Annotated in this window: 19 protein-coding genes and 1 tRNA gene; 9 read left to right on the forward strand and 11 right to left on the reverse strand. The window is 41.4% G+C overall.

Annotated features, from left to right (window positions below):
- Both K245_RS0117660 and K245_RS26925 read right to left on the reverse strand, forming a co-directional pair.
- Positions 1-209, reverse strand: a 209-nt coding sequence (locus tag K245_RS0117660; protein ID WP_027359792.1) for a transposase, incomplete at its 3' end; no start/stop codon positions are given.
- A gap of 201 nt (positions 210-410) precedes the next feature.
- The gene (locus K245_RS26925) at positions 411-1,661 is read right to left on the reverse strand and encodes an OmpA family protein (RefSeq protein ID WP_051284336.1); all 1,251 of its coding nucleotides are present in this window, start codon (positions 1,659-1,661) and stop codon (positions 411-413) included.
- Positions 1,662-2,089: 428 nt separating this feature from the next.
- Between K245_RS26925 and K245_RS0117675 the strand changes: the two genes are divergently transcribed.
- Complete coding sequence (locus tag K245_RS0117675; protein ID WP_027360282.1) at positions 2,090-2,641, forward strand: HD domain-containing protein; 552 nt, start codon at positions 2,090-2,092, stop codon at positions 2,639-2,641.
- 81 nt (positions 2,642-2,722) lie between these two features.
- On the opposite strand, the gene K245_RS0117680 is transcribed toward K245_RS0117675, so the two are convergent.
- The gene (locus tag K245_RS0117680) at positions 2,723-4,060 is read right to left on the reverse strand and encodes an alanine/glycine:cation symporter family protein (protein ID WP_027360283.1); all 1,338 of its coding nucleotides are present in this window, start codon (positions 4,058-4,060) and stop codon (positions 2,723-2,725) included.
- Between the two features lie 275 nt (positions 4,061-4,335).
- Here K245_RS0117680 and K245_RS0117685 point away from each other — a divergent pair, with 275 nt between their 5' ends.
- From K245_RS0117685 to K245_RS0117700, 4 genes are all read left to right on the forward strand, one after another.
- A complete protein-coding gene (locus K245_RS0117685; protein WP_027360284.1) occupies positions 4,336-5,772 on the forward strand; it encodes an MBOAT family O-acyltransferase in 1,437 nt (478 codons plus the stop codon).
- A gap of 3 nt (positions 5,773-5,775) precedes the next feature.
- Positions 5,776-7,206 (forward strand): alginate O-acetyltransferase AlgX-related protein, encoded by a 1,431-nt coding sequence (locus tag K245_RS0117690; RefSeq protein ID WP_027360285.1) that lies wholly within the window; start codon positions 5,776-5,778, stop codon positions 7,204-7,206.
- A gap of 227 nt (positions 7,207-7,433) precedes the next feature.
- Positions 7,434-9,005 (forward strand): hypothetical protein, encoded by a 1,572-nt coding sequence (locus K245_RS0117695; RefSeq protein WP_027360286.1) that lies wholly within the window; start codon positions 7,434-7,436, stop codon positions 9,003-9,005.
- 2 nt (positions 9,006-9,007) lie between these two features.
- Complete coding sequence (locus K245_RS0117700) at positions 9,008-9,973, forward strand: glycosyltransferase family 2 protein (protein WP_027360287.1); 966 nt, start codon at positions 9,008-9,010, stop codon at positions 9,971-9,973.
- A 290-nt stretch (positions 9,974-10,263) separates the two neighbouring features.
- Here K245_RS0117700 and murI read toward each other — a convergent pair whose 3' ends face one another.
- The 6 genes from murI to K245_RS0117740 all read right to left on the reverse strand — a co-directional run bounded on the left by murI (position 10,264) and on the right by K245_RS0117740 (position 14,369).
- On the reverse strand, positions 10,264-11,049 hold the full coding sequence (gene murI / locus K245_RS25195; RefSeq protein WP_035277497.1) for a glutamate racemase: 786 nt from the start codon (positions 11,047-11,049) through the stop codon (positions 10,264-10,266).
- Positions 11,050-11,141: 92 nt separating this feature from the next.
- Positions 11,142-11,570 (reverse strand): YkgJ family cysteine cluster protein, encoded by a 429-nt coding sequence (locus K245_RS25200; protein ID WP_051284338.1) that lies wholly within the window; start codon positions 11,568-11,570, stop codon positions 11,142-11,144.
- Complete coding sequence (recR, locus tag K245_RS0117725; protein ID WP_027360288.1) at positions 11,560-12,156, reverse strand: recombination mediator RecR; 597 nt, start codon at positions 12,154-12,156, stop codon at positions 11,560-11,562. The genes K245_RS25200 and recR overlap by 11 nt, the downstream gene beginning before the upstream one ends.
- 3 nt (positions 12,157-12,159) lie before the next feature.
- Positions 12,160-12,471: a YbaB/EbfC family nucleoid-associated protein gene (locus tag K245_RS0117730; RefSeq protein ID WP_027360289.1), complete on the reverse strand. Its 312-nt coding sequence runs from the start codon at positions 12,469-12,471 to the stop codon at positions 12,160-12,162.
- Positions 12,472-12,473: 2 nt separating this feature from the next.
- Positions 12,474-14,216, reverse strand: coding sequence for a DNA polymerase III subunit gamma/tau (dnaX, locus tag K245_RS0117735; protein ID WP_027360290.1), 1,743 nt, complete (start codon positions 14,214-14,216; stop codon positions 12,474-12,476).
- 62 nt (positions 14,217-14,278) lie between these two features.
- Positions 14,279-14,369: transfer RNA gene (locus tag K245_RS0117740), tRNA-Ser, on the reverse strand.
- Positions 14,370-14,615: 246 nt separating this feature from the next.
- Here K245_RS0117740 and K245_RS0117745 point away from each other — a divergent pair.
- Positions 14,616-15,941 (forward strand): DUF1015 domain-containing protein, encoded by a 1,326-nt coding sequence (locus tag K245_RS0117745; protein WP_027360291.1) that lies wholly within the window; start codon positions 14,616-14,618, stop codon positions 15,939-15,941.
- Between the two features lie 211 nt (positions 15,942-16,152).
- Here K245_RS0117745 and K245_RS25205 read toward each other — a convergent pair whose 3' ends face one another.
- Together K245_RS25205 and K245_RS0117760 are read right to left on the reverse strand one after the other, a co-directional pair.
- Positions 16,153-16,872, reverse strand: coding sequence for a tRNA1(Val) (adenine(37)-N6)-methyltransferase (locus tag K245_RS25205; protein WP_051284340.1), 720 nt, complete (start codon positions 16,870-16,872; stop codon positions 16,153-16,155).
- A gap of 24 nt (positions 16,873-16,896) precedes the next feature.
- Complete coding sequence (locus tag K245_RS0117760; protein ID WP_027360292.1) at positions 16,897-17,214, reverse strand: DUF721 domain-containing protein; 318 nt, start codon at positions 17,212-17,214, stop codon at positions 16,897-16,899.
- Between the two features lie 123 nt (positions 17,215-17,337).
- Between K245_RS0117760 and hflK the strand changes: the two genes are divergently transcribed.
- From hflK to K245_RS0117775, 3 genes are all read left to right on the forward strand, one after another.
- Positions 17,338-18,417 carry an FtsH protease activity modulator HflK gene (gene hflK, locus K245_RS25210; protein WP_035277498.1) on the forward strand — a complete coding sequence of 360 codons (1,080 nt, stop codon included), beginning with the start codon at positions 17,338-17,340 and terminating at the stop codon, positions 18,415-18,417.
- Positions 18,417-19,373 (forward strand): protease modulator HflC, encoded by a 957-nt coding sequence (gene hflC / locus K245_RS0117770; RefSeq protein ID WP_027360293.1) that lies wholly within the window; start codon positions 18,417-18,419, stop codon positions 19,371-19,373. The genes hflK and hflC overlap by 1 nt, the downstream gene beginning before the upstream one ends.
- Before the next feature lie 80 nt (positions 19,374-19,453).
- On the forward strand, positions 19,454-19,658 hold a 205-nt coding region (locus K245_RS0117775; RefSeq protein ID WP_027359204.1), incomplete at its 3' end, for a helix-turn-helix domain-containing protein.

Consider the following 19,658-nt stretch of genomic DNA (forward strand, 5'->3'; position numbering starts at 1 on the left):
ACCGACGCCTGATGGTGACACTTGTGGCATTGGTACAGATCTCTTGATTTGAGCTCGCAAAATTTCGAACCGCCGCAATTCGGACAACTAAAACCATGCGGCCATCTAAGTCTGAATAATGAGTCTTGGCACTTATCTTCGGTCCCATATTCGGACAGGAATTCGTGAATACTCTTTCCTTTTTGAAATTGGATCATATTTTTTGCCATGCTACACCTCCATCATATCTGGATAATCTTTCACATGCCTTAAGATAAGCATGGCGGAGTAAAAATGGTAATCAAAAAAAAGAATGAGAATATTCCGCAGTATTTGGATGCGATTGTTTATGCAGCTTTTGGGTGTGGCTTTGTGAAGCAGAACCGTTAAGTTCTGCTTCACATTTTTTTATGACAGAAACTTCAAAAAATCTAATTTGTTGGAGATCTGAATTTTCCCCAAGGATTGATATCTCTTTCAGATTTCAGAATGATTGCTGTGGAAGCATCTTCTCCTGAGTCAAGTATGAGGAGTTTACCAAGGTCAATAGGGCTTGTTGATTCTTCCTGTCCGTTTGAAGTTGGTACTATGAGGTCTCTGTAAATATTGTAGGTCTGTCCCATTTTGACATTCTGGTTTTTCCCTTTGTCCAGGAAAACTATCTGATTCTGAGCAAGGGCGACGTCATCAAATGCTCCCATTATAATATCTCCGGCAATGCCCTTTGGTGTTGATGCATAAGCTATATCCGGAGATCTTTTCTTGTAAGGAGCAATTTTGTTGCCCTCTTTAAATTCCCAGTATGATTTGGTTACTTTGGCAACCGCATGATTTTTTTCAATTTTTACAATCTCTACAACTCCATTTACTCTGTGAGGAACGCCAATGATATCTCCTGATTTGTTCTTCAGAGGTTTCAATGTGGTGTAGACCATATATTTGTTACCGAGAATCAGTTTCTTGCCTTCTTCAGGTGTGATATATACTTCTTCACCTTCATCAATCAGAACTGCTTCCAAATCGCGTTTGTCAAAAATTTTGCCAAGGGATTCTATTTCATTACTTCTTACAAAAGGAAGGGTGTCAATCTTTGAGTAATGATAAGAAGACTCCCGGGTATCGCCAATGACATCAGGTGGCTGTGCATACCCTGAGGCTACGATCCCGCCGGTTTTTACGCTGGCCCTTCGGTTTTTGGAATGCTCTGCTTCTGTTTTAGCGTTTGGTATTAAAGGTTTTTCTTCTCCGTAGCTTACTGTGCTCAGTCTGTTCCCTTCAATGCCGAGCTGAACGAGGAAATCTTTCGTGGATTGCGCTCTTCGATCTCCCAGAGCCATATTGTATTCATTTGTTCCTCTGTCATCGCAGTGGCCTTCAATTGTTGCTTCCATATCCGGTTGCTTTTCAAGGATCTGGGCCTTGCTTTTTAAAATGTTTGCCGCAGTAGGAGTTATTGCGGAACTATCGAAATCGAAATGGATATCCTCACCAAGGGAAGCATCCTGTGCCGGAGCTGGCGCATAATCAGATTTTATTTCATCAGATGCCTGGGCTTCAGTCTGATCATTCTGCTCCATGCCCGAATCCTGGGAAGATGTCTTTTTGCTGCATGCGCTGATTCCAAGAACGAGACCAGCGATTACTGCTGCCATAATCAAATTTTTTGACGCTCTTTTTAGCATTTTTCCTCCACATTAATTTTTTGTATGCGGTCCCGGAATGTTTCAGCGGGGATTGGGGTTTTGAATTTTTCTATGTCCGTCTCAGATGAGTTCTGTATGAAAACACCTGAAGTCCCCCACAGGGCATCGCAATGTTTAACTATGTTTAAGCTGGTCTGGAATGTTTCCTTATGATTCTGTACATGTCCTGTTTGTCCTGTTATGACTTGGTAACCGAATCTGGGGGAAATCTTGAATAATCAAAAAATTAACCTGTAAATGCATGATTTGTCAAGGTATCTTGATGCTTTTTATGGATTTGTGAATGTCATGATCTTCGGCGCTTATAAATTTGCCCTTGATAACATTGATTTTAGGGGGATTAATAAGTACAAAACATATTGTAGCGCTTGAATCCCATTAATTTTTTAGTAAATATGGATAATCAAATGAAGGCAATTGCTGATTTTTTGTTTGAAGCCGGAATGCTTAAAAAAATTCCAAGATCAGGTTACCATTTTTTAGGACTCGGAGGGGAGTCTGTAGCAGAGCATTCATTTATAATCACCATGATTGCTTTTGTAATGGCCAAACTTGTTCCTGAAGCAGATTCCCAGAAAATAGTGTTCATGTGTCTTGTTCATGATCTGCCTGAAGCAAGGATAGGAGATATCAACTATCTTCAGAAAAAATATGTTATCCCTGACGAAGACAAGGCTGTCGAGCACATGTGCCGTAATCTGCCGTTTGGTGATTCCATAAAGGATCTTATTTGCGAGTTCAATACAGCTGAAACGCTTGAGTCAATGCTTGCAAGGGATGCCGATCAGATAGCGTTTCTGCTTGATCTGAAATCCATTAGGGACGTTTCAGGAGACACTCCTGAAAAATGGATAAAAATAATAATTGAAAGACTTCAGACTGATACGGGCAGAAAAATTGCCGAGGCCGTACTTTCCGGCAGTTGGGATGACTGGTGGCTGAAAAACTACTCCGAATAGTTTATTAACAGAACAAGCATCTGCCACAGCTTATATCTGCCTTTGGATTTGTGGCGGGAAGTCCCGCCACGTAAGCTCTGCTTATTTGATTTTTTCGAAATACTCTTTTGTAATTTTTATTATTACAGGAGTGAGGAGAAGAATTGCAATAAGGTTTGGAATGGCCATAAGTCCATTGAATATGTCAGCCAAGGTCCAGGCTGTCTCAAGTTTCATTGTTGATCCAACCATGACAAAGGCAACAAAAACGCTTCTGTATGGGAGAATCGATTTTTCGCCAAATAAAAACTCCATGGATTTTTCTCCGTAATAGCACCATCCGAGTATCGTTGAATAGGCAAACAGAATGATTCCAATTGTTACAATGAGATCTCCTCCGGGAATTGCACCCTGAAAAGCTATTGTCGTAAGCTCAGCCCCGGTTTTGCCGGAACTCCAGGTTCCTGTAACAATTATGACAAGACCAGTCATTGAGCATACCAGGATGGTGTCTATAAAGGTCTGGGTCATTGATATGAGGGCCTGGGTAACGGGGTGCTTGGTCTGGGCCGCAGCAGCAGCTATCGGGGCGCTGCCAAGCCCTGACTCGTTGGAAAAAACACCCCTTGCGATTCCCATGCGGGCCGCAAGCATCACTGATGATCCGAGGAAGCCGCCTGTTGCGGCTGTTGGCGTGAATGCCTGTCTGAATATCAGGGCAAATGCTTCCGGCAGTTTGTCCATTGATATGAAAAGAATGATGATTGCCCCTGCCATGTAAAAGACAATCATAACAGGAACAAGGACAGATGACACTTTGCCTATGCTTTTTATTCCTCCTAATACGACAAGAGCCGTGAATATCATCATGACAAGCCCTGTGGACCATGTCGGGATATTGAATGTAACTTTTACAGCTTCTGCAATTGAGTTGGCCTGAACCATATTACCGATACCGAATGCTGCGATTGATGCAAAAATGGCGAAAAGAACGCCGAGCCATTTCCAGCCCAGCCCCTTTGAAATATAATACATTGGGCCGCCGCACATATTGCCGTTTTTATCTTTTTCCCTGTAATGGACCGCAAGCACTGCTTCGGCATATTTTGTGGCCATTCCGACAAGCCCTGTTACCCACATCCAGAACATTGCGCCAGGGCCGCCGGTTGCAATTGCTGTTGCAACTCCTGCTATGTTTCCTGTTCCAACTGTTGCTGAAAGAGCTGTCATAAGGGCTTGAAAATGAGAAATATCTCCTTCCTCATCAGTGTCTTCCCGCCTTTTTATGAACGCCAGGTATAATGAATGGAATAGCTGGGTAAACTGAAGACCCTTTAGGACAAAAGTCAGCCATATCCCTGTTCCCACAAGCAGAATCAGCATGGGTAGTCCCCATACATAACTATCTATAATGCCTAATATTTTTTCAAAAAATTCCATTTAATCTCCCCCCATTTTATTTATTACAAGACATAAAAACCCGGAGACAATAACCGATAATATTGTTTTTTGCCAACGGTATTATTGGATATTTTGTTATTATTTTTGATTGAAATAGATTGCCGGGTTATTCACATTAACCAAACAGAAGGGGACTCGAGGTGGATTTTGGGCTCAAAGTTTAATTGACATGAATGGCTAAAGAACGTATTTGATTTTTTCTGAAGTGTCTTGCCAGATATATGAACCTCTTGAATTCTTGAAGAAAAAATAAAATGGTTTTTAGTTCAGTTATTTTTCTATTCTATTTTTTGCCTTTGACTCTATTTGTCTACTATTTTGCGAGGCACAGGAACTTTGTATTCCTTGTTGCAAGTCTTCTTTTTTATTCATGGGGAGAGATTGAGTATCTTTATCTTCTCATGGCTTCTTGTGTGATTAATTATGCTTTTGGCTTAATGATAGAAAAAAGGCGGCCTTTTTCTGCAAAAACATCACTGGTTGCAGGAGTGTCAGTTAATATTCTCACCTTGATTTTTTTCAAGTATACAAATTTTCTTGTTGATTCTGCCAACAGCTTTCTGCCTGAAACTTTAAGATTATCCGTATCTGCAATAAAACTGCCTCTTGGGATTTCATTTTTTACCTTTCATTCTCTGTCATATCTTGTCGATATATACAGGAAAAAAGTGACGGCCGAAAAAAATCCTGTTAACCTCATGCTTTATATTACCATGTTTCCCCAGCTTGTTGCCGGGCCCATAATACGCTTCAGCATTATTGCAGATGAAATAAGGCAAAGAACCGAGTCTTCGGAGAAATTTGTCAAAGGAATAAAAATCTTTGTAATTGGTCTTGCCCAAAAAGTTCTTATCGCAAACACCATAGCCGCGCCTGCTGATAAGATATTCAGTCTTCCTGTGTCAGAGCTTAATGCCGGGCTGGCCTGGCTTTCAGCAATTTTTTATACGATTCAGATCTATTTCGATTTTGCAGGATATTCCAATATGGCAATCGGTCTTGGCCATATGTTCGGACTGACTTTCCCCGAAAATTTTAACTATCCATATATATCCCAGTCCATTACAGAGTTCTGGCGAAGATGGCATATGACCCTTTCCCAATGGTTCAGGGACTATGTTTATATACCTTTGGGCGGGAATCAGGCAGGAAAAATAAAAACATACAGAAATCTTTTCATTGTTTTTTTTCTTTGCGGGCTTTGGCATGGAGCCAACTGGACGTTTGCCGCTTGGGGTATTTATCACGGGTTGTTTTTAATATTTGAACGCATGGGGCTTGGGGGGATAGTGGAAAAAGCATGGCGTCCGATCAGGCATGCTTATACAATTATTTTAGTCATTATTGGATGGGTCCTTTTCAGGTCTGATACATTCACCCAGGCAAGTATGCATTTAAAGGCAATGGCAGGTTTTGGAACAGGCAAAGGACTTGTCCATAATGCCAATCAATATCTTGATAATAATGGGATAATCATGGCGCTGATTGCAGGAGTTCTGTTTTCCGTACCAATATCCGTAATTATGGGAAAATTATCTGTAAGAATTGAAAATATCTGGTCTTGTAATCCTTTGATTTCGAACTCACTGGGTTTTGTTCTGACAAGTATGCTCTATATGGTTCTTGCCGTTCTTGTGATCATGAGTCTTGCAGCCAGTTCTTACAATCCTTTTATATATTTCAGGTTTTAGCAAATGGATCAGAGATTTCGGATTTTTTCAGATTACACTGGTAGATGGATTTCAATAATTGTTTTTATACTTGTAATTGCTATGCCCATGATTGGCCATATTGGCGGTTATTTTGATCAGGCTTATATTTCAACAACTGAAAAAAGAGTCCCGAGTGTCTGGCCTGACAATTCTTTGATAAGAAGTGATTTTAAAAAGTATGCAAGTTCTGTTGAATCCTATCTTAATGACCATTTCGGATTTAGGGAGAGGCTTGTTCGTCTTAACAGCCTTATCAGGTTGAAATTTGGTATTTCCTCATCTGACAAGGTTACAATCGGCAAAGATGGCTGGCTTTTTTATAGCGCTGAAAATATACTCGGTGAGTATCGAGGGACTCAGAATTTCTCTGAAGACGACATGGATTCATGGATGGAAGCAGAAACTTCTAGACATAAATGGCTGGCTGAAAGAAATATTTTTTATACAGTCGCTTTTTTTCCTGAGAAGTCTTCTGTTTACCCTGAGTATCTGCCTGATTGGGCAAAAAAAAGGGTTGCGCCTTCAAGAATTGAGCAGATAACTCCAAGACTTGAAGATTCCGGGATTTGTTTTGTAGATGTTACTCCTTCTGTAATTGATGCGAAAAAAACAGACCCTGTTTTTTATAAGACAGACTCTCACTGGAATTTTCACGGAGGCTTTGCCGGGTACACTGCTTTGATGCAGACTTTAAAAAAGCATTTTCCCGAATTAAAACCATTAACCAGGGATGATCTTGAATTAGGATACAAAGAATCAAATAATCAGGATCTTACCCAGATACTTAATCTTACAGGTTATCTGCGCGATTCCAATGCAGATTCCTGTATTTTAAAAAAGCCTTCACATGTTATTTCAATTGAATCCCTTAATAAAGATGACGCCTTGCCGGTTGTTGTTAAAACAGATCTGGGAAATGCTCCGCGAGTCCTTATCATGCGGGATTCCTTCATGGACTTGTTGATGCCGTATATTAACGAAACGTTTAATGAGATCCTGTATTTACCGCATGGTGATCATTCGTTTAACGAAGAGCTTATTTCAAAATTCAAGCCTGATATTGTAATCAGCGCTATGGTTGAGAGAGGCTTGAAATATCCTTCGCATGGGCCGGCTCCGGTAGATACACCGTATATAATTGAATGGGGGCCTAAAGAGATAGTTTCCGGCGAAACTTTTTATTTAAGGAATGAAGGACAACCCGCTGTATGGGTAAAATCAAAAAATATTAACCAGACCACTGTAATTATCTGGGACGGAGTTGAGCTGAAAACAGACAGGGATCTTGCTAATGGAGTTGTAGCTGCTTCAATTCCTGAACACCTTATTCAGCATAAGGGAACTCTTAAATTAGCCATTAAAAATAATGACAATGGAAAAATTTCGAGGGAATTCAAAGTGAAAGTAAATTAGTAGGGTTTGACACTGATTGGATCTTAACTATGATGAACTCGCAAAAAGCCAGAAACGGGCGTCTGCGTCATGCCGGACTTGATTCTGTATCTTTGTATTTTCAGTTAGTTCTGGATTCCGCTTCCCGGTTTTCACAGGGACAGGTCCCAGCGGAATGACAGTAATCTGACTTTTTGCGAGTCCATCAATAATAACAGGCTTTTGACTTAAACATCACTGGAGAGATTATGCCAAAATGGGCTAACAAGGATTTTTGGGGAGCATTTATATTGCTTTCACTTTTTATACTCTTTCTTGGGTATGCTGGCCACAACCAGTCTCTTTGCTTCGACGCCTGCTATAATCTTATTTCCTACCAGAATGTCTTTCTTGGTAACGGATTCGGATATAACTACAATGGACAATGGTTTCCTTTTGATCCGGTCATAAGCACTGGCCCTGAGCTTTATCTTCCAACTCTTATTATCTGGTTTTTAACAGGGAGCGCAAGCTATTGGAGTGCAATTTATGTTCTTGTTTTTTATTATGTGATTTTTTGTTTATTCTTGTTTTTTTATGTCCTTAAAGATACCCGGACAAAATTTTTTGCATGCCTGTTATTCTTCTTCGTCTTTTTTTGCAGGTTAGAGTTCTTTCGAAACGACGCTGCATTTATAACCCCAATTGGAGAGCCACTTAGCGTTTTTTTTATTTTTTCAGGGATTTATTTACTATTAAAGAAAAAAGTAAGAATCCTTGCTTTTTTTCTTATCGGTTTAGGTCTTGATACAAAAACAAATACAGTTATTGGTATTTTGCCTGTTCTGGCTGTTATTTATTTTGCTGAATTTTTTTATCCTTCCATTTTAAAAAAAGACTACAAGCAGATTTTGAAAGATTCTTTTTCTTTTGTGATCGGAGCAATCCTCGTTTTAGGCCCGATGTTTGCCTATACGACAATAGCTCCGAATCTGTTTTTGAGTGATAAGGATAAAGCCATATGGGAGAAATCAGTAAAAGATCGTAAGTCATTTATGCTGGAACGGGGCTTCGGGCATATTGTGGAAAGTATCAGGAAGGATGACTTGCAATCGGCTGCTGTGACTTATGCCGGAATATTTAAATCAAAAATAATTCAGTCGAAATCTTTTTTTCACAACAGCTATACAATAACCACCCTCTATTTTGTCCTTTTCTTAGCGCTGTTATATTTTTCATTCAGGCATAAGCATTTTTCGTTTTATATTTTTCTTTTTTCTTTTTTCGTTTATTTCTGGTGGTTCTTTGGAGCCGGGGACGCATGGTACAGGTACTTGTCCGTGGCCGATTTTATGGTTCTATACGGCATTGTTTCTTTAGCTCCCCTGTTTTATGAAAAAATGCAAACTCCTGGAGTCATAACCTTGGGCGTTCTGTCTCTTTTTGTTTTTCTGCCCCAGTTTTCATTCGAAAGTATTTATAGGCATATGGGCAACACATTCAAGACGGATAGTCTCAAGATGTCTGACAAAATCTCAGGTATTGATGAGAAGCAGATTTTTACTTACGGATGGTTCCAGGCTCCAGCTTTTATGATTCTGACCGAAAAAAGATTTCAGGATTTTTTAGATGCCGATAAACTGTCTTCTGCAATGTCCAAATTTGATGAAGTCTTCTTTTTGTCGACTGTGGAGAATACTATGATTGCAGAAGAGATGAAGATACTTGAGCCTATTTTGATCCCTGTGGCTGAGTTCGGGTTCAATAAACTATATAGAATCAGTTCAGACAAGACTCTTCTGGGTACTGTCAGGAATAATCTGGACAAAAATAGGAGATGAAAATGTTGAAGCCTGGGGCTGATATCGTTCTTTCCATTGTCATACCTGTATTTAACGAAGAAGATAATATTAATCATCTGATTGACAGGCTTGAATCCGTTTTGCGTCCCATGGATGTCCAATATGAGATAATTCTTGTTAATGACGGGAGCCGGGATAAAACATGGGAAAGGATCAAGGCTGCTGCGTCGGTCAATAAAAACTTAAAAGGTGTGTGTCTATGCAGAAACTTCGGTCACCAGCATGCTTTGCTGGCGGGTTTGCATAGCGCATGCGGAAAAGCTGTGATCAGTATGGATGGTGATTTACAGCACCCTCCTGAAATGATACCAGCTCTTTTTGATGCGTGGAAAGATGGTTACAAAATTGTGAACACATATAGAGAAGATGTCGAGGTTACGGGTTTTTTCAAGAGGATAACTTCCAAATATTTCTATAAATTTTTTTCTTCAATGACCAATGTCCCTATGGCAGCGGGTTCTTCTGATTTCAGACTGATTGACAGGGCAGTTATCGCAAGCCTTGCTGAATTCCGTGATGTCGATTTGTTTTTGCGTGGAGCCATTAACTGGATAGGTTACCCAACCATTGTAATACCTTTTAAAGCAGAAAAAAGGTTTACCGGCGAATCTAAATACAATCTTAAAAAAATGATGAAATTTGCAGTCGGAGCAATTGTTTCCTTCTCAGTAAAGCCCCTCATGCTGGCTGCGCTGGTTGGAGCAATAACAAGCTCCCTGGCTTTCTTGGAAATTTTATATGTTTTGATTCAGTTTTTCAGAGGCGCGACAGTTGCTGGATGGACGTCAATTGTTGCCATCATGTCTTTTTTGTTTGGAGTGTTGTTCCTCATTCTGGGAATTATAGGCGTTTACCTTTCAAGAATACATCAGGCTTTGCAGGGCCGCCCCCAATTCATTATTGCTGATTATGTAAATTTTGACAGCAGATTGCCCGGTTCTGAATAATTTTAATTTTCAGGGACTGGCCGCAGATGAAAAGTTTTGAAGTCCTTTTTTCAAAAAGCGACCCGCTGGCATTCGGCTGGATGTTGGATTACGAGCAAAGGGCGCTCTAATCTAACCTAAGAATCGGCATGGTTTTTGATGGCAAAATTTAAAAGGTCGAAAAAAGTCCGATTCACGTCATTCCGCGCAGGCCGGAATCAGAAGTATCTGAAAATACAAAGATGCAGGATCAATTCCGGCATGACGCCGATGCCTGTTTTTGAGTCCATCAAAATTAAAGCCGTATTCACTTATTTTTTTACACATATCAGCTTGATCTGTTTTTTTACAATCGCGCCCGCGGTCTTTTCAAACTGTTCCGTGACATCAGAAACGTAAAAGTCTATTTTGCCGTTTTGCGGCAGAGATTCTGCCAGTTCTCTGTTTTCAGAAAGAAAACTGCTTATTGCCCCGGATACGGCAGAGCCTGAATCAATAATTGCGGTCTGGCCACCTATTTTTTTGCTGATTGTGTCCTTTAGTAGCGGATAATGGGTGCAGCCAAGTATCAGAGTGTCAATCTGTTTGGTTTTGAGGGGCTGGAGGTATTTTTTTACAATCATTGTTGTCTCAGGCCTTTTTGTCCAGCCTTCCTCAACGAGTGACACAAGAAGGGGGCAGGGTTCCGAATATACCTTGGCATCCGGTTTGAGTTCCATTATCTTCTGTTCATATATTCTGCTTGAGATTGTAGCTCTTGTTCCTATGACCCCAATTTTTCCGGTTTTGGAAGCCTTTATGGCGGCATGAACGGCAGGTGTAATTACTTCAAAAATAGGGACATCATATCTTTTTTTGATTTCATCAACAGCATGACTTGATGCTGTGTTGCATGCGATTACAATTATTTTTGCGCCCTTCTGAAGCAGAAATTCCGTATTTTCAAGGGCATAACCTATGACTGTCTGTCTGCTCTTTGTACCGTAAGGGGTTCTTGCGGTATCGCCGTAATATATAATGTCATATCCGGGCATGGTATCCATCAAGGCTCTGACAGTAGTCAGGCCGCCAATGCCTGAATCGAAAATTCCAATCATGATTAAACTCTTTAAATTAAATTAAAAGCAAATCCTGTTAACAGGGCAGCTTGTGTATATTAAAAAAATGATAATGGGAACCTGAAAAAGAACTAACTATCTCCCCTGGTTTTCTTCAGCTCATTTTCTGTTATTCTTTTGAGCATTTCCAGATCAATTTTTGTCTTGATTCCAGGGCACGCGTCAGCCATCAGTTCCCAGTTGCCTGGTTCTCTAAGAACAGCGGGAATAAAAGGCCATTCCCTGCACATCCTCGGCTTGACAGGATGTATGGAACATTTTTCCCTGAAAAAAATGCATTTGCCGTTTTCTCCGCTTTTCAGAAGAGGCCTTCCATCAGAAATCGAACAGTACTTATCGACGAAGGTATGGGGATCTGCCCCTATAAAGTCCGCGATTGCCTTGATGTCGTCTTCTGTAACGTAAGTGCCGCCATATCCGCTGCAGCAGTCACCGCACATTGTGCAGTCAAAAACAGAGGTAGAATTCTGAAGATCGCCGTTGTTTTTATCAAATACCATGCCTGCTCTCCAGCGCACGTTTCAGTGTTACCTGGTCAACGTACCTTATGTCTCCGCCCATGGGTACTCCCGAGGCAATTCTCGTTATCCTTACAGGAAAATCCTTGAGCCTTGATTTAATATATGAGGCCGTTGCCTCGCCTTCGACATTTGTATTGGTCGCAAGGATTATTTCACCTATTCCGCCTTTTTTCACACGTGAAAGAAGCTCTGCTATTCTTATATCATCAGGCCCGATTCCATCAATTGGAGAAAGACAGCCCTGAAGAATGTGGTACATACCCTGATACGCCCCAGATTTTTCAATCGCAGCCATATCAGAGTCTTTTTCAACGACGCATATTACTGTGGTATCCCTTGAGCCACTGTTGCAGAAACTGCATTTGCCGGAATCACAGAGCGCAAAGCACAGACCGCATATATCTACGTTTTTTATTCCCTGAAGGGATGAGATGAGCCTGTTCAGATTGTCCTGACGCATCCTGAGGATATGCATGCTCAGGCGCTCTGCTGTTTTGCGGCCTATGCCCGGCAGTTTAGCCAGCTCATTGATGAGGGCTATCAGGGATGGCGGATAATGGCTCATTAATTACATTAATCCAGGGATATTCAATCCGCCGGTCAATTTGCCCATTTCAGCAGAAGCCATCTGCTGGGACTTTATTAGGGCGTCGTTGACCGCTGCTGTAATAAGATCCTGGAGCATTTCAACATCTTCAGGATTCACAACTTCGGGTTCTATCCGGATTGACAGGATCTGCTGTTTGCCAGTTGCCGTGACCCTTACCATTCCTCCGCCTGCAGTAGCCTCGACTGTTTTGCTTCCAAGCTCTTCCTGCATCTTCATCATCTGGCTCTGGAGTTTCTGAGCCTGTTTCATCATGTTGCCCATGCCTTTCATAATTATTCCTCCCCTATGATTTTAATGTCTTTTACTGTTCCACTGAACATTTCCACAGCTTTTGTTACAATCGGACTGTTCAGTGCCTTGGTTTTAAGATCACCGGTTTTTCTGTTTTCTTCAACGATTGCCGGGTCTTCTGAGATAGTCTTGACTTCGATGTTTTTTACTGGTCTTCCGAGTACTTCCTCGGCACCTTCTCTTATAACAGCCTTTGATTTTTCACTCTGGACCCTGTCTATGGCAAATTTGCTGCCTGTAATTTCAAATGCCAGGCCATTGCCATCGAATTCAATTATCCTGCTGCTTGAAATCAGACTGAATAGAGACTTGGATTTTTTGTCAATGTTTTGAAGTACTGCACTCCAGAATTCAGCGAGAGACTTGCCGGTAATCGGGCCATCAGGGAATCTGCGCACAGGTTGGGGCTGATTCGTCTGGGTTTTCTGGATTTCAGGTTCATAAGATTTTGGCGGTGGCTCGTAGTTTGACTGTCTATAAGTATTGGCTGGTTGCGGATTATTTTGAAAAGATGGAGAATCAATCTGCCTTGTCTCATTCGGGGCTTCTTTTCTTTCAACTCTTGTTAAAGGAGTTCCCTGGGCAATCGAATTTTTAAGCTCGCCAATTTTTGATATCAGTTCATTTACTGAAAGCGCCTGCTTCATATGAATAAGGCGCATGAAGATCATTTCAACTGCAATGCGCGGGCTTGTGGCAAATTTAAGGGTCTGTTCAGAATTTATGAGAGCCTCCACAAGCTGGGAAAGGTGAATAACACCTGTATCAGCGGCGAGGGAAGTGACTGTTTCCATTTCTTTTTCGTTTATCCGTACCGTCCTGCTGCCGCATCCTGACCTAACAAGCACAAGGTCGCGCAAATATGAAATGATGTCATGGTAGAATCTTGTGAGATCAAGCCCCCTCAGATAAACTTCCTCAACTTTTTCAAGCATCAGGGGAACATTGCCCCTGATTATTGATTCGCAAGCAGAGTGAATCAAATCTCTTCCCGCGACACCAATTATGGCAAGGAGGTCTTCTGTCCCGGCGCCTTCCGGCATTGATCCGAGAAGCTGGTCAAGCAGGCTCAGGGCATCACGCATAGAACCACCGGATTCAGCTGTTATGGTTTCAAGAACAGGCAGAGGTATGTCAATCCCTTCTTTTTTGCAGAGATTAACAAGATGATTTTGAAGGGAGCCCAGGGGCAGTCTTCTCAGCTCATGGCGCTGGCATCTTGAAAGAATGGTGACAGGGATCTTGTGAACTTCAGTAGTTGCAAAAATAAACATCACATGCGGAGGCGGTTCCTCTAATGTCTTCAGCAGGGCATTGAAAGCTGCCATGCTCAACATGTGAACTTCATCAATTATATATATTTTATAAGAGCTGTGGGCAGGCATGTACCTGATATTTTCCCTGAGTTCTCTTATCTGGTCGACGCTGTTGTTCGAGGCTCCGTCAATTTCAAATACATCAACAGAATGGCCGGTTGTGATTTCTGTGCATGAACGGCAGATATTGCAAGGCGAAGGAGTAGGTCCATTTGTGCAGTTCATGGATTTTGCAATGATTCTGGCTATTGTTGTTTTCCCAGTGCCGCGTGGCCCGGATAGAAGAATAGCGTGTGCAACTCTGTTTGAAAGTATGGCGTTTGTGAGGGTTTTTGTGACGTGGGACTGCTCGACAACCTGATCAAAGGATTGTGGTCTGTATTTTCTTGCTAGTACGAGATAGGACATTTCTCCGCTTTTTTAAGCGCTTATGCTATGATTGTTGTTTTTGCGGTTTAAAGAAATAAAAATGGCGGAGAGAGGGGGATTCGAACCCCCGGTACCGGTTAGAGTACACACGCTTTCCAGGCGTGCACCTTAAGCCAACTCGGCCATCTCTCCGCATAAATTTCTATTGTTGACAGATTCATTCCGTCAAACGTCTGGATGAATATACATTTTCGTTTCCGATGTCAATACCTTACTTCTGTGAATAAGCATTTGTCCAACAGCTTTGTTTTGTCATAAATTAAAAGTTACATGAAAAACTGTTTTCTCTTGAACAGGAAAACTCTTTTTAGTATTTCAAAGTGCAATTTTGAAAAATATTAAATAAACCCAATAAGCAATCATTTAAGGATCATCAAGATGGCAGATGTATTTCCTTTCAGGGGCGTACTTTATAATCCTGAGAAAATTCAGAACTTGTCAGAAGTAGTTGCTCCACCTTATGATGTAATATCTCCTGAAGAGCAGGAGTCTTTTTACGCCAGAAACGAGAATAATGTCATAAGGCTTATTCTTGGCAAGGCTACGGAAACTGACTCTCCTGATAATAATCCCCATACAAGGGCGGCCGCATTTCTGAAAAGGTGCATGGATGAAGGAATTCTTGTGCAGGATTCAGAAAATGCCATGTATGTTACTTCCGTCGAGTTCGATGCTTATGGTAAAAAAGCCGTCAGGTATGGGTTGATCGCAAGGGTTAAGCTGGAAACCTTTGACAAGGGAGTTATCCTGCCCCACGAAAAAACCTTTTCAAAGGTTAAGACAGAGCGCCTCGGCCTCATGAAAAATTGCAAGGTCAATGACAGCCAGATTTTTTCTCTTTACAGGGATCATTCCGGCATATTCAGCTTCATAACTGACTCTGTCAAAAATATTGCTCCTGTGGCCGATATTTATGACGATAAAAATGAGCGTCACAAACTCTGGAAACTGACGGACAAAAAGACAGTAGATTTCATCACCGAAGCCATGAAAAAAGAGGTTCTTTATATTGCTGACGGTCACCACAGATACGAGACCGGCCTTAATTACAGGGAGTTTCTTAAGTCAGATCTTCCAGGCTTTGATGAAACCCATCCAGCCAATTATATAATGATGTATCTTTCGAGCATGGCTGACCCAGGACTTGTGATATTCCCGACTCACAGGGTTTTTCCTGAGCTTAAGGAAGAAATTCTTGGTTCTTTTGAAAAAAAGGCAGCCGAATTTTTTGATATCAAGGAATTCCAATACGGTTCAGATCCTTATACCGCTCTTGCAACGCTTGGAGAGGAAAGGGCAAAAGCATTGGATGATTGTCCCTCAATTGGCGTAGCGATTAAGGATAAAAAGTGTTTTTATCTTTTAACCCTGAAAAAGGGAGTGATGGAATCAAAATATCCTTCAATACCTGCCTGTTTAAGGCATCTTGATGTAACTGTTCTTACAAATCTGATCATATCTGATGTTCTTGGGCTTGATCCGGCTGCTCTTGATAACGAAAAACTGCTTGTATATACAAGCTACGAGAAGAATGCCGCTGATATGGTTTTAAAAGGGGATGCAGCAATATCCTTTCTTTTAAGCTCTACCAAGATGAAGCAGGTTCAGGACGTGGCTGAAAACGGTGATGTAATGCCACGTAAAACCACTTATTTTTATCCAAAGGCTCTTACTGGTCTCGTAATGCACAAGCTTACAGTATAGCTTGTGGTGAATCGGATATAATGGCCGCTGGGGCAGGGGTTTTTCTCTGTTCCAGCGGTGAGATTCAGCTTTTACAAGGTCGCAAAAAGCCTGATTTCCGTCATTCCGGCGAAAGCCTTATCCGGAAATGTCTGAAAACACAAAGAAGCAGGATCGAGTAAGGCATGACGGTGAAGCTGTTTTTTGACTTTTTGCGAGTCCATTAGCTTTTTTATGCACCCATCATTTTTTCAACTTCTTCTGTGTATTTATTCTCTCTTTCGTAAATGATCATGGGCGGGTCCACTATGAGTCCTGATTGTGCGCCTTTTTTGCCGGATATCATGACAAGCTTGGCAGGTTGATCCCTGAAAGAGTGAATCATTCTTGTGGATTTTGGCTCTATATTAACATTCTTCATTTCATATATGAGTTCCGCAAGCCTTTGCGACGGGAAAATGATATGGAACAGGCCTCCTGTTTTTAAGAGACTTCCTGATTTTTTAAGGAGCTGTCCCAGGGTGAGTTTTATTTCGTGCCTTGCGATGGCTTTTTCACTCTCCGGGTTTTTTCGTCCGCTGTCATTTTTTCTGTAAGGAGGATTTGAGATTATAATATCTGCCGGGCCATTTATGTCTGCCTGGATCATCTCCGAAAAGTCCATATTAAGGATTCTTATCCTTTCTTCAAATCCGTTATCCCTTATATTTCTGCTTGCCATTTCAGCCATATTTTTCTGGATTTCGATTCCCAAAACCCTGCAATCTTCATGAAGATGGGTCAGTATAAGCGGAATGACTCCTGAGCCTGTGCCAATGTCGACAATCTTTGAACCTTTTGGGATTTTAGCATAGTGAGCGATGAGAATTGGATCAATGGAAAATCTGTATCCATTTTCCCTTTGTCTTATTTTTATTTTGCCTTCAAAAAAAGAGTCTGTGGTGTGATTCATCAAAAATATTGCCTGATTATAATGTCAAAAATGGCTGGTTATCCGGCATCTGATGTCATTTACTATTTCTGTGTCGAGGCCGGAATTTATCATCCTGATCAGGTTTTTTTTCAGATAAAGGATCTGCTGCGACCAGGCAGGACTAAGGACTTTAAGTATCAGAACCCCGTTTCTGAGTGCGTCTGGTCTGGAGTTTTCAGAAATGGTTTTATCTATGACGTTTTCCCATACCTCAATGACATGCATCAGACCCCCTGCTGCATTTTTTGAAGTTTCCCGCACATAGCCCTTGAGCACACTTTTAATATGGGTGAACTCACTGTTTTTATTTCTTTCATTCATTACTTATTGCCCTGCTTGCCTTATTCCGTGAACTTTCACTTGACTCAACATTTTTACTAACTTAGGTTTAAGCCCAATTCAATGAACATTTTATCATTAACTATGTCAAGTGGGTGGAAAATCATGAGCTGGGATTGGGAAAAACTTAGGGAACAGCAGCAGAAGAACGATCAGAAAAGCTCCGGGCCGGATCTTGAAGATTTTTTTTCGCAGTTCAAGGGGATCAAATTTCCCGGAAGTTCGATTGGGATATTTTTTATCGTGCTGGCATGCCTTGCCGCTTATTCTTCTTTATATACTGTCCAGACTTCAGAGGTGGCTATTATCCAGAGATTCGGAAAGTATTTGAGAACCGAACAGCCTGGTCTTCATCTGAAATGGCCTTCTCCGATAGAAAAAGCAACGCTTGTTCCTGTGGAAAGAATCTGGAGAGAAGAATTCGGATTCCAGGGATCAGACACTGCTGTTACGCAGGCTGGATCAAAGGATAAAATAGATCTTACTGATGAATCGGCTGACAATGTGTCGCTCATGCTGACAGGGGATCTGAATGTGGCAGTTGTGCCGTGGATAGTTCAGTACAGGGTTAAAGATCCTTACAGTTTTCTGTTCAAGGTAAATAACCCCAGGCAGCTCCTGCGTGATATGTCTGAAGCATGCATGAGACTTGTTGTTGGAGACAGAAGCATAAATGAAGTTATCAGCAAGAGAAATGAAATCGCCGAGGAAACCAAAAAAATACTCCAGCAGGAGTTGAATGACGCAGAAACAGGTATTCTTATAATAACTGTGGAAATGAAAAGGACAAACGTGCCTGCTCCTGTTCAGTCTTCTTTCAATGAGGTCAACGAGGCTGTTCAGCAGAAGGAAAAAATGATTTATCAGGCCAAGGAAGAATATAACAAGGTGATTCCGGCTGCAAGCGGGGAGGCAGAGAGATCGATTAAGACCGCCGAAGGATACGCGCTTGACAGGATTAACAGAGCAAAAGGCGATGCCGAAAAATTCAAGGATGTTCTGGCTGAATATCAAAATGCCAAGGACGTAACAAAAAGAAGGCTGTATCTTGAAACCCTTGGTGATCTCTATCCCCGTATCGGGCGGAAGGTTGTCATAGACAGCGCTCAGAAAAATATGATGCCGTTATTGAATCTTCTAGGAGAGAACAAGACAGGCGATTTGGAAAAAAGAGGTGAAAAATAATGAAAGGTTTTTCTTCTACAGTTTCACTTTTGTTGTCATTTGTTGCTTTTATTGCCGTGCTTTGTCTGTTTAACAGCCTGTACATAGTAAATGAGATTGATCAGGTTGTCATAACCCAGTTCGGGCGGGTTATAGGCGACCCAGTTTCAACACCTGGCCTTAAATTCAAATTTCCTTTTTTACAGAAAGCCAACCATTTTCCAAAAAATCTTCAGGAGTGGGACGGAGACCCTGGCCAGATACCTACGCTTGATAAAACTTATATATGGGTGGAGGCTTTCGCACGCTGGCGAATTACTGATCCTGTCATGTTTTTCAAGACAGTAAACAATACGACAATTGCCAAGGCTCGTCTGGATGAAATTATTGATCCTGCCGTGCGCAACCTTGTTACATCCTATCCTCTCGTTGAAACAGTCAGATGGACAGACAGACCCCTTGATACATTTGAGCAGGGAATTCACGATGAATCCCAGGCCGCAGAAGAACAGTCCTACAAGGTCAAGTTCGGAAGAGAAAAAATAACCGGAGCGATTCTTGACAGCGCCAGGGCAAAACTTGTTCCTTTCGGCATAGAGCTTGTGGATGTGAAAATAAAGAGAATCGGGTACGTAGACCAGGTTAGAAAAGCTGTTTACGAAAGAATGATTGCCGAAAGAAGGCAGATCGCCGAAAAATTCAGATCAGAAGGAAAAGGCGAGGCTGAAAAGATTTTAGGTGAAAAGGAAAGAGAGCTTAAAAGAATTTCATCTGATGCTTACAGGCTGGTTCAGGGCTTGAAGGGAAAAGCGGATGCCGAGGCTATTAAAATATACGCACAGTCATATGGCAATGACCCGGAATTTTATTCTTTTATGAATACGCTTGAAATGTACAAAACCACCTTCGATGACAAGAGCACTCTTGTTATTGGAACTGATTCGGAATTTTTCAAATATCTTAAAAGCAGGGACTAAAAGAGCTGGTCTGGAAAAATTGGACAGCCATTTAAGTGAAAATCTGCTTTATTAGAACATCAAAAAAAAGGAGCAGAAGAATGGCAAAAGGAATCAGAAGAAATCACGGACCAGCATTCAAGGCTAAAGTGGCGTTAGCGGCTTTGAAGGGAGACAAAACCCTCTCGGAATTATCCGATCAGTTTGGTGTGCATTCCAATCAGATATCAGCCTGGAAGAAAGAGCTTGAACAGAATGCCTCAGAACTGTTTGATCGTGGAAAAAGGAATGATGAAACAGGATTGG

This window comes from Desulforegula conservatrix Mb1Pa, assembly GCF_000426225.1.
Classification (GTDB): Bacteria; Desulfobacterota; Desulfobacteria; order Desulfobacterales; family Desulforegulaceae; genus Desulforegula; species Desulforegula conservatrix.

Excerpts from the sequence above, each read along its gene's own strand:
- K245_RS26925 (WP_051284336.1), bottom strand. The coding sequence starts at position 1,661 with ATGCTAAAAAGAGCGTCAAAAAATTTGATTATGGCAGCAGTAATCGCT.
- K245_RS0117675 (WP_027360282.1), top strand. The coding sequence starts at position 2,090 with ATGAAGGCAATTGCTGATTTTTTGTTTGAAGCCGGAATGCTTAAAAAA.
- K245_RS0117680 (WP_027360283.1), bottom strand. The coding sequence starts at position 4,060 with ATGGAATTTTTTGAAAAAATATTAGGCATTATAGATAGTTATGTATGG.
- K245_RS0117685 (WP_027360284.1), top strand. The coding sequence starts at position 4,336 with ATGGTTTTTAGTTCAGTTATTTTTCTATTCTATTTTTTGCCTTTGACT.
- K245_RS0117690 (WP_027360285.1), top strand. The coding sequence starts at position 5,776 with ATGGATCAGAGATTTCGGATTTTTTCAGATTACACTGGTAGATGGATT.
- K245_RS0117695 (WP_027360286.1), top strand. The coding sequence starts at position 7,434 with ATGCCAAAATGGGCTAACAAGGATTTTTGGGGAGCATTTATATTGCTT.
- K245_RS0117700 (WP_027360287.1), top strand. The coding sequence starts at position 9,008 with ATGTTGAAGCCTGGGGCTGATATCGTTCTTTCCATTGTCATACCTGTA.
- murI (WP_035277497.1), bottom strand. The coding sequence starts at position 11,049 with ATGATTGGAATTTTCGATTCAGGCATTGGCGGCCTGACTACTGTCAGA.
- K245_RS25200 (WP_051284338.1), bottom strand. The coding sequence starts at position 11,570 with ATGGTATTTGATAAAAACAACGGCGATCTTCAGAATTCTACCTCTGTT.
- recR (WP_027360288.1), bottom strand. The coding sequence starts at position 12,156 with ATGAGCCATTATCCGCCATCCCTGATAGCCCTCATCAATGAGCTGGCT.
- K245_RS0117730 (WP_027360289.1), bottom strand. The coding sequence starts at position 12,471 with ATGAAAGGCATGGGCAACATGATGAAACAGGCTCAGAAACTCCAGAGC.
- dnaX (WP_027360290.1), bottom strand. The coding sequence starts at position 14,216 with ATGTCCTATCTCGTACTAGCAAGAAAATACAGACCACAATCCTTTGAT.
- K245_RS0117745 (WP_027360291.1), top strand. The coding sequence starts at position 14,616 with ATGGCAGATGTATTTCCTTTCAGGGGCGTACTTTATAATCCTGAGAAA.
- K245_RS25205 (WP_051284340.1), bottom strand. The coding sequence starts at position 16,872 with ATGAATCACACCACAGACTCTTTTTTTGAAGGCAAAATAAAAATAAGA.
- K245_RS0117760 (WP_027360292.1), bottom strand. The coding sequence starts at position 17,214 with ATGAATGAAAGAAATAAAAACAGTGAGTTCACCCATATTAAAAGTGTG.
- hflK (WP_035277498.1), top strand. The coding sequence starts at position 17,338 with ATGAGCTGGGATTGGGAAAAACTTAGGGAACAGCAGCAGAAGAACGAT.
- hflC (WP_027360293.1), top strand. The coding sequence starts at position 18,417 with ATGAAAGGTTTTTCTTCTACAGTTTCACTTTTGTTGTCATTTGTTGCT.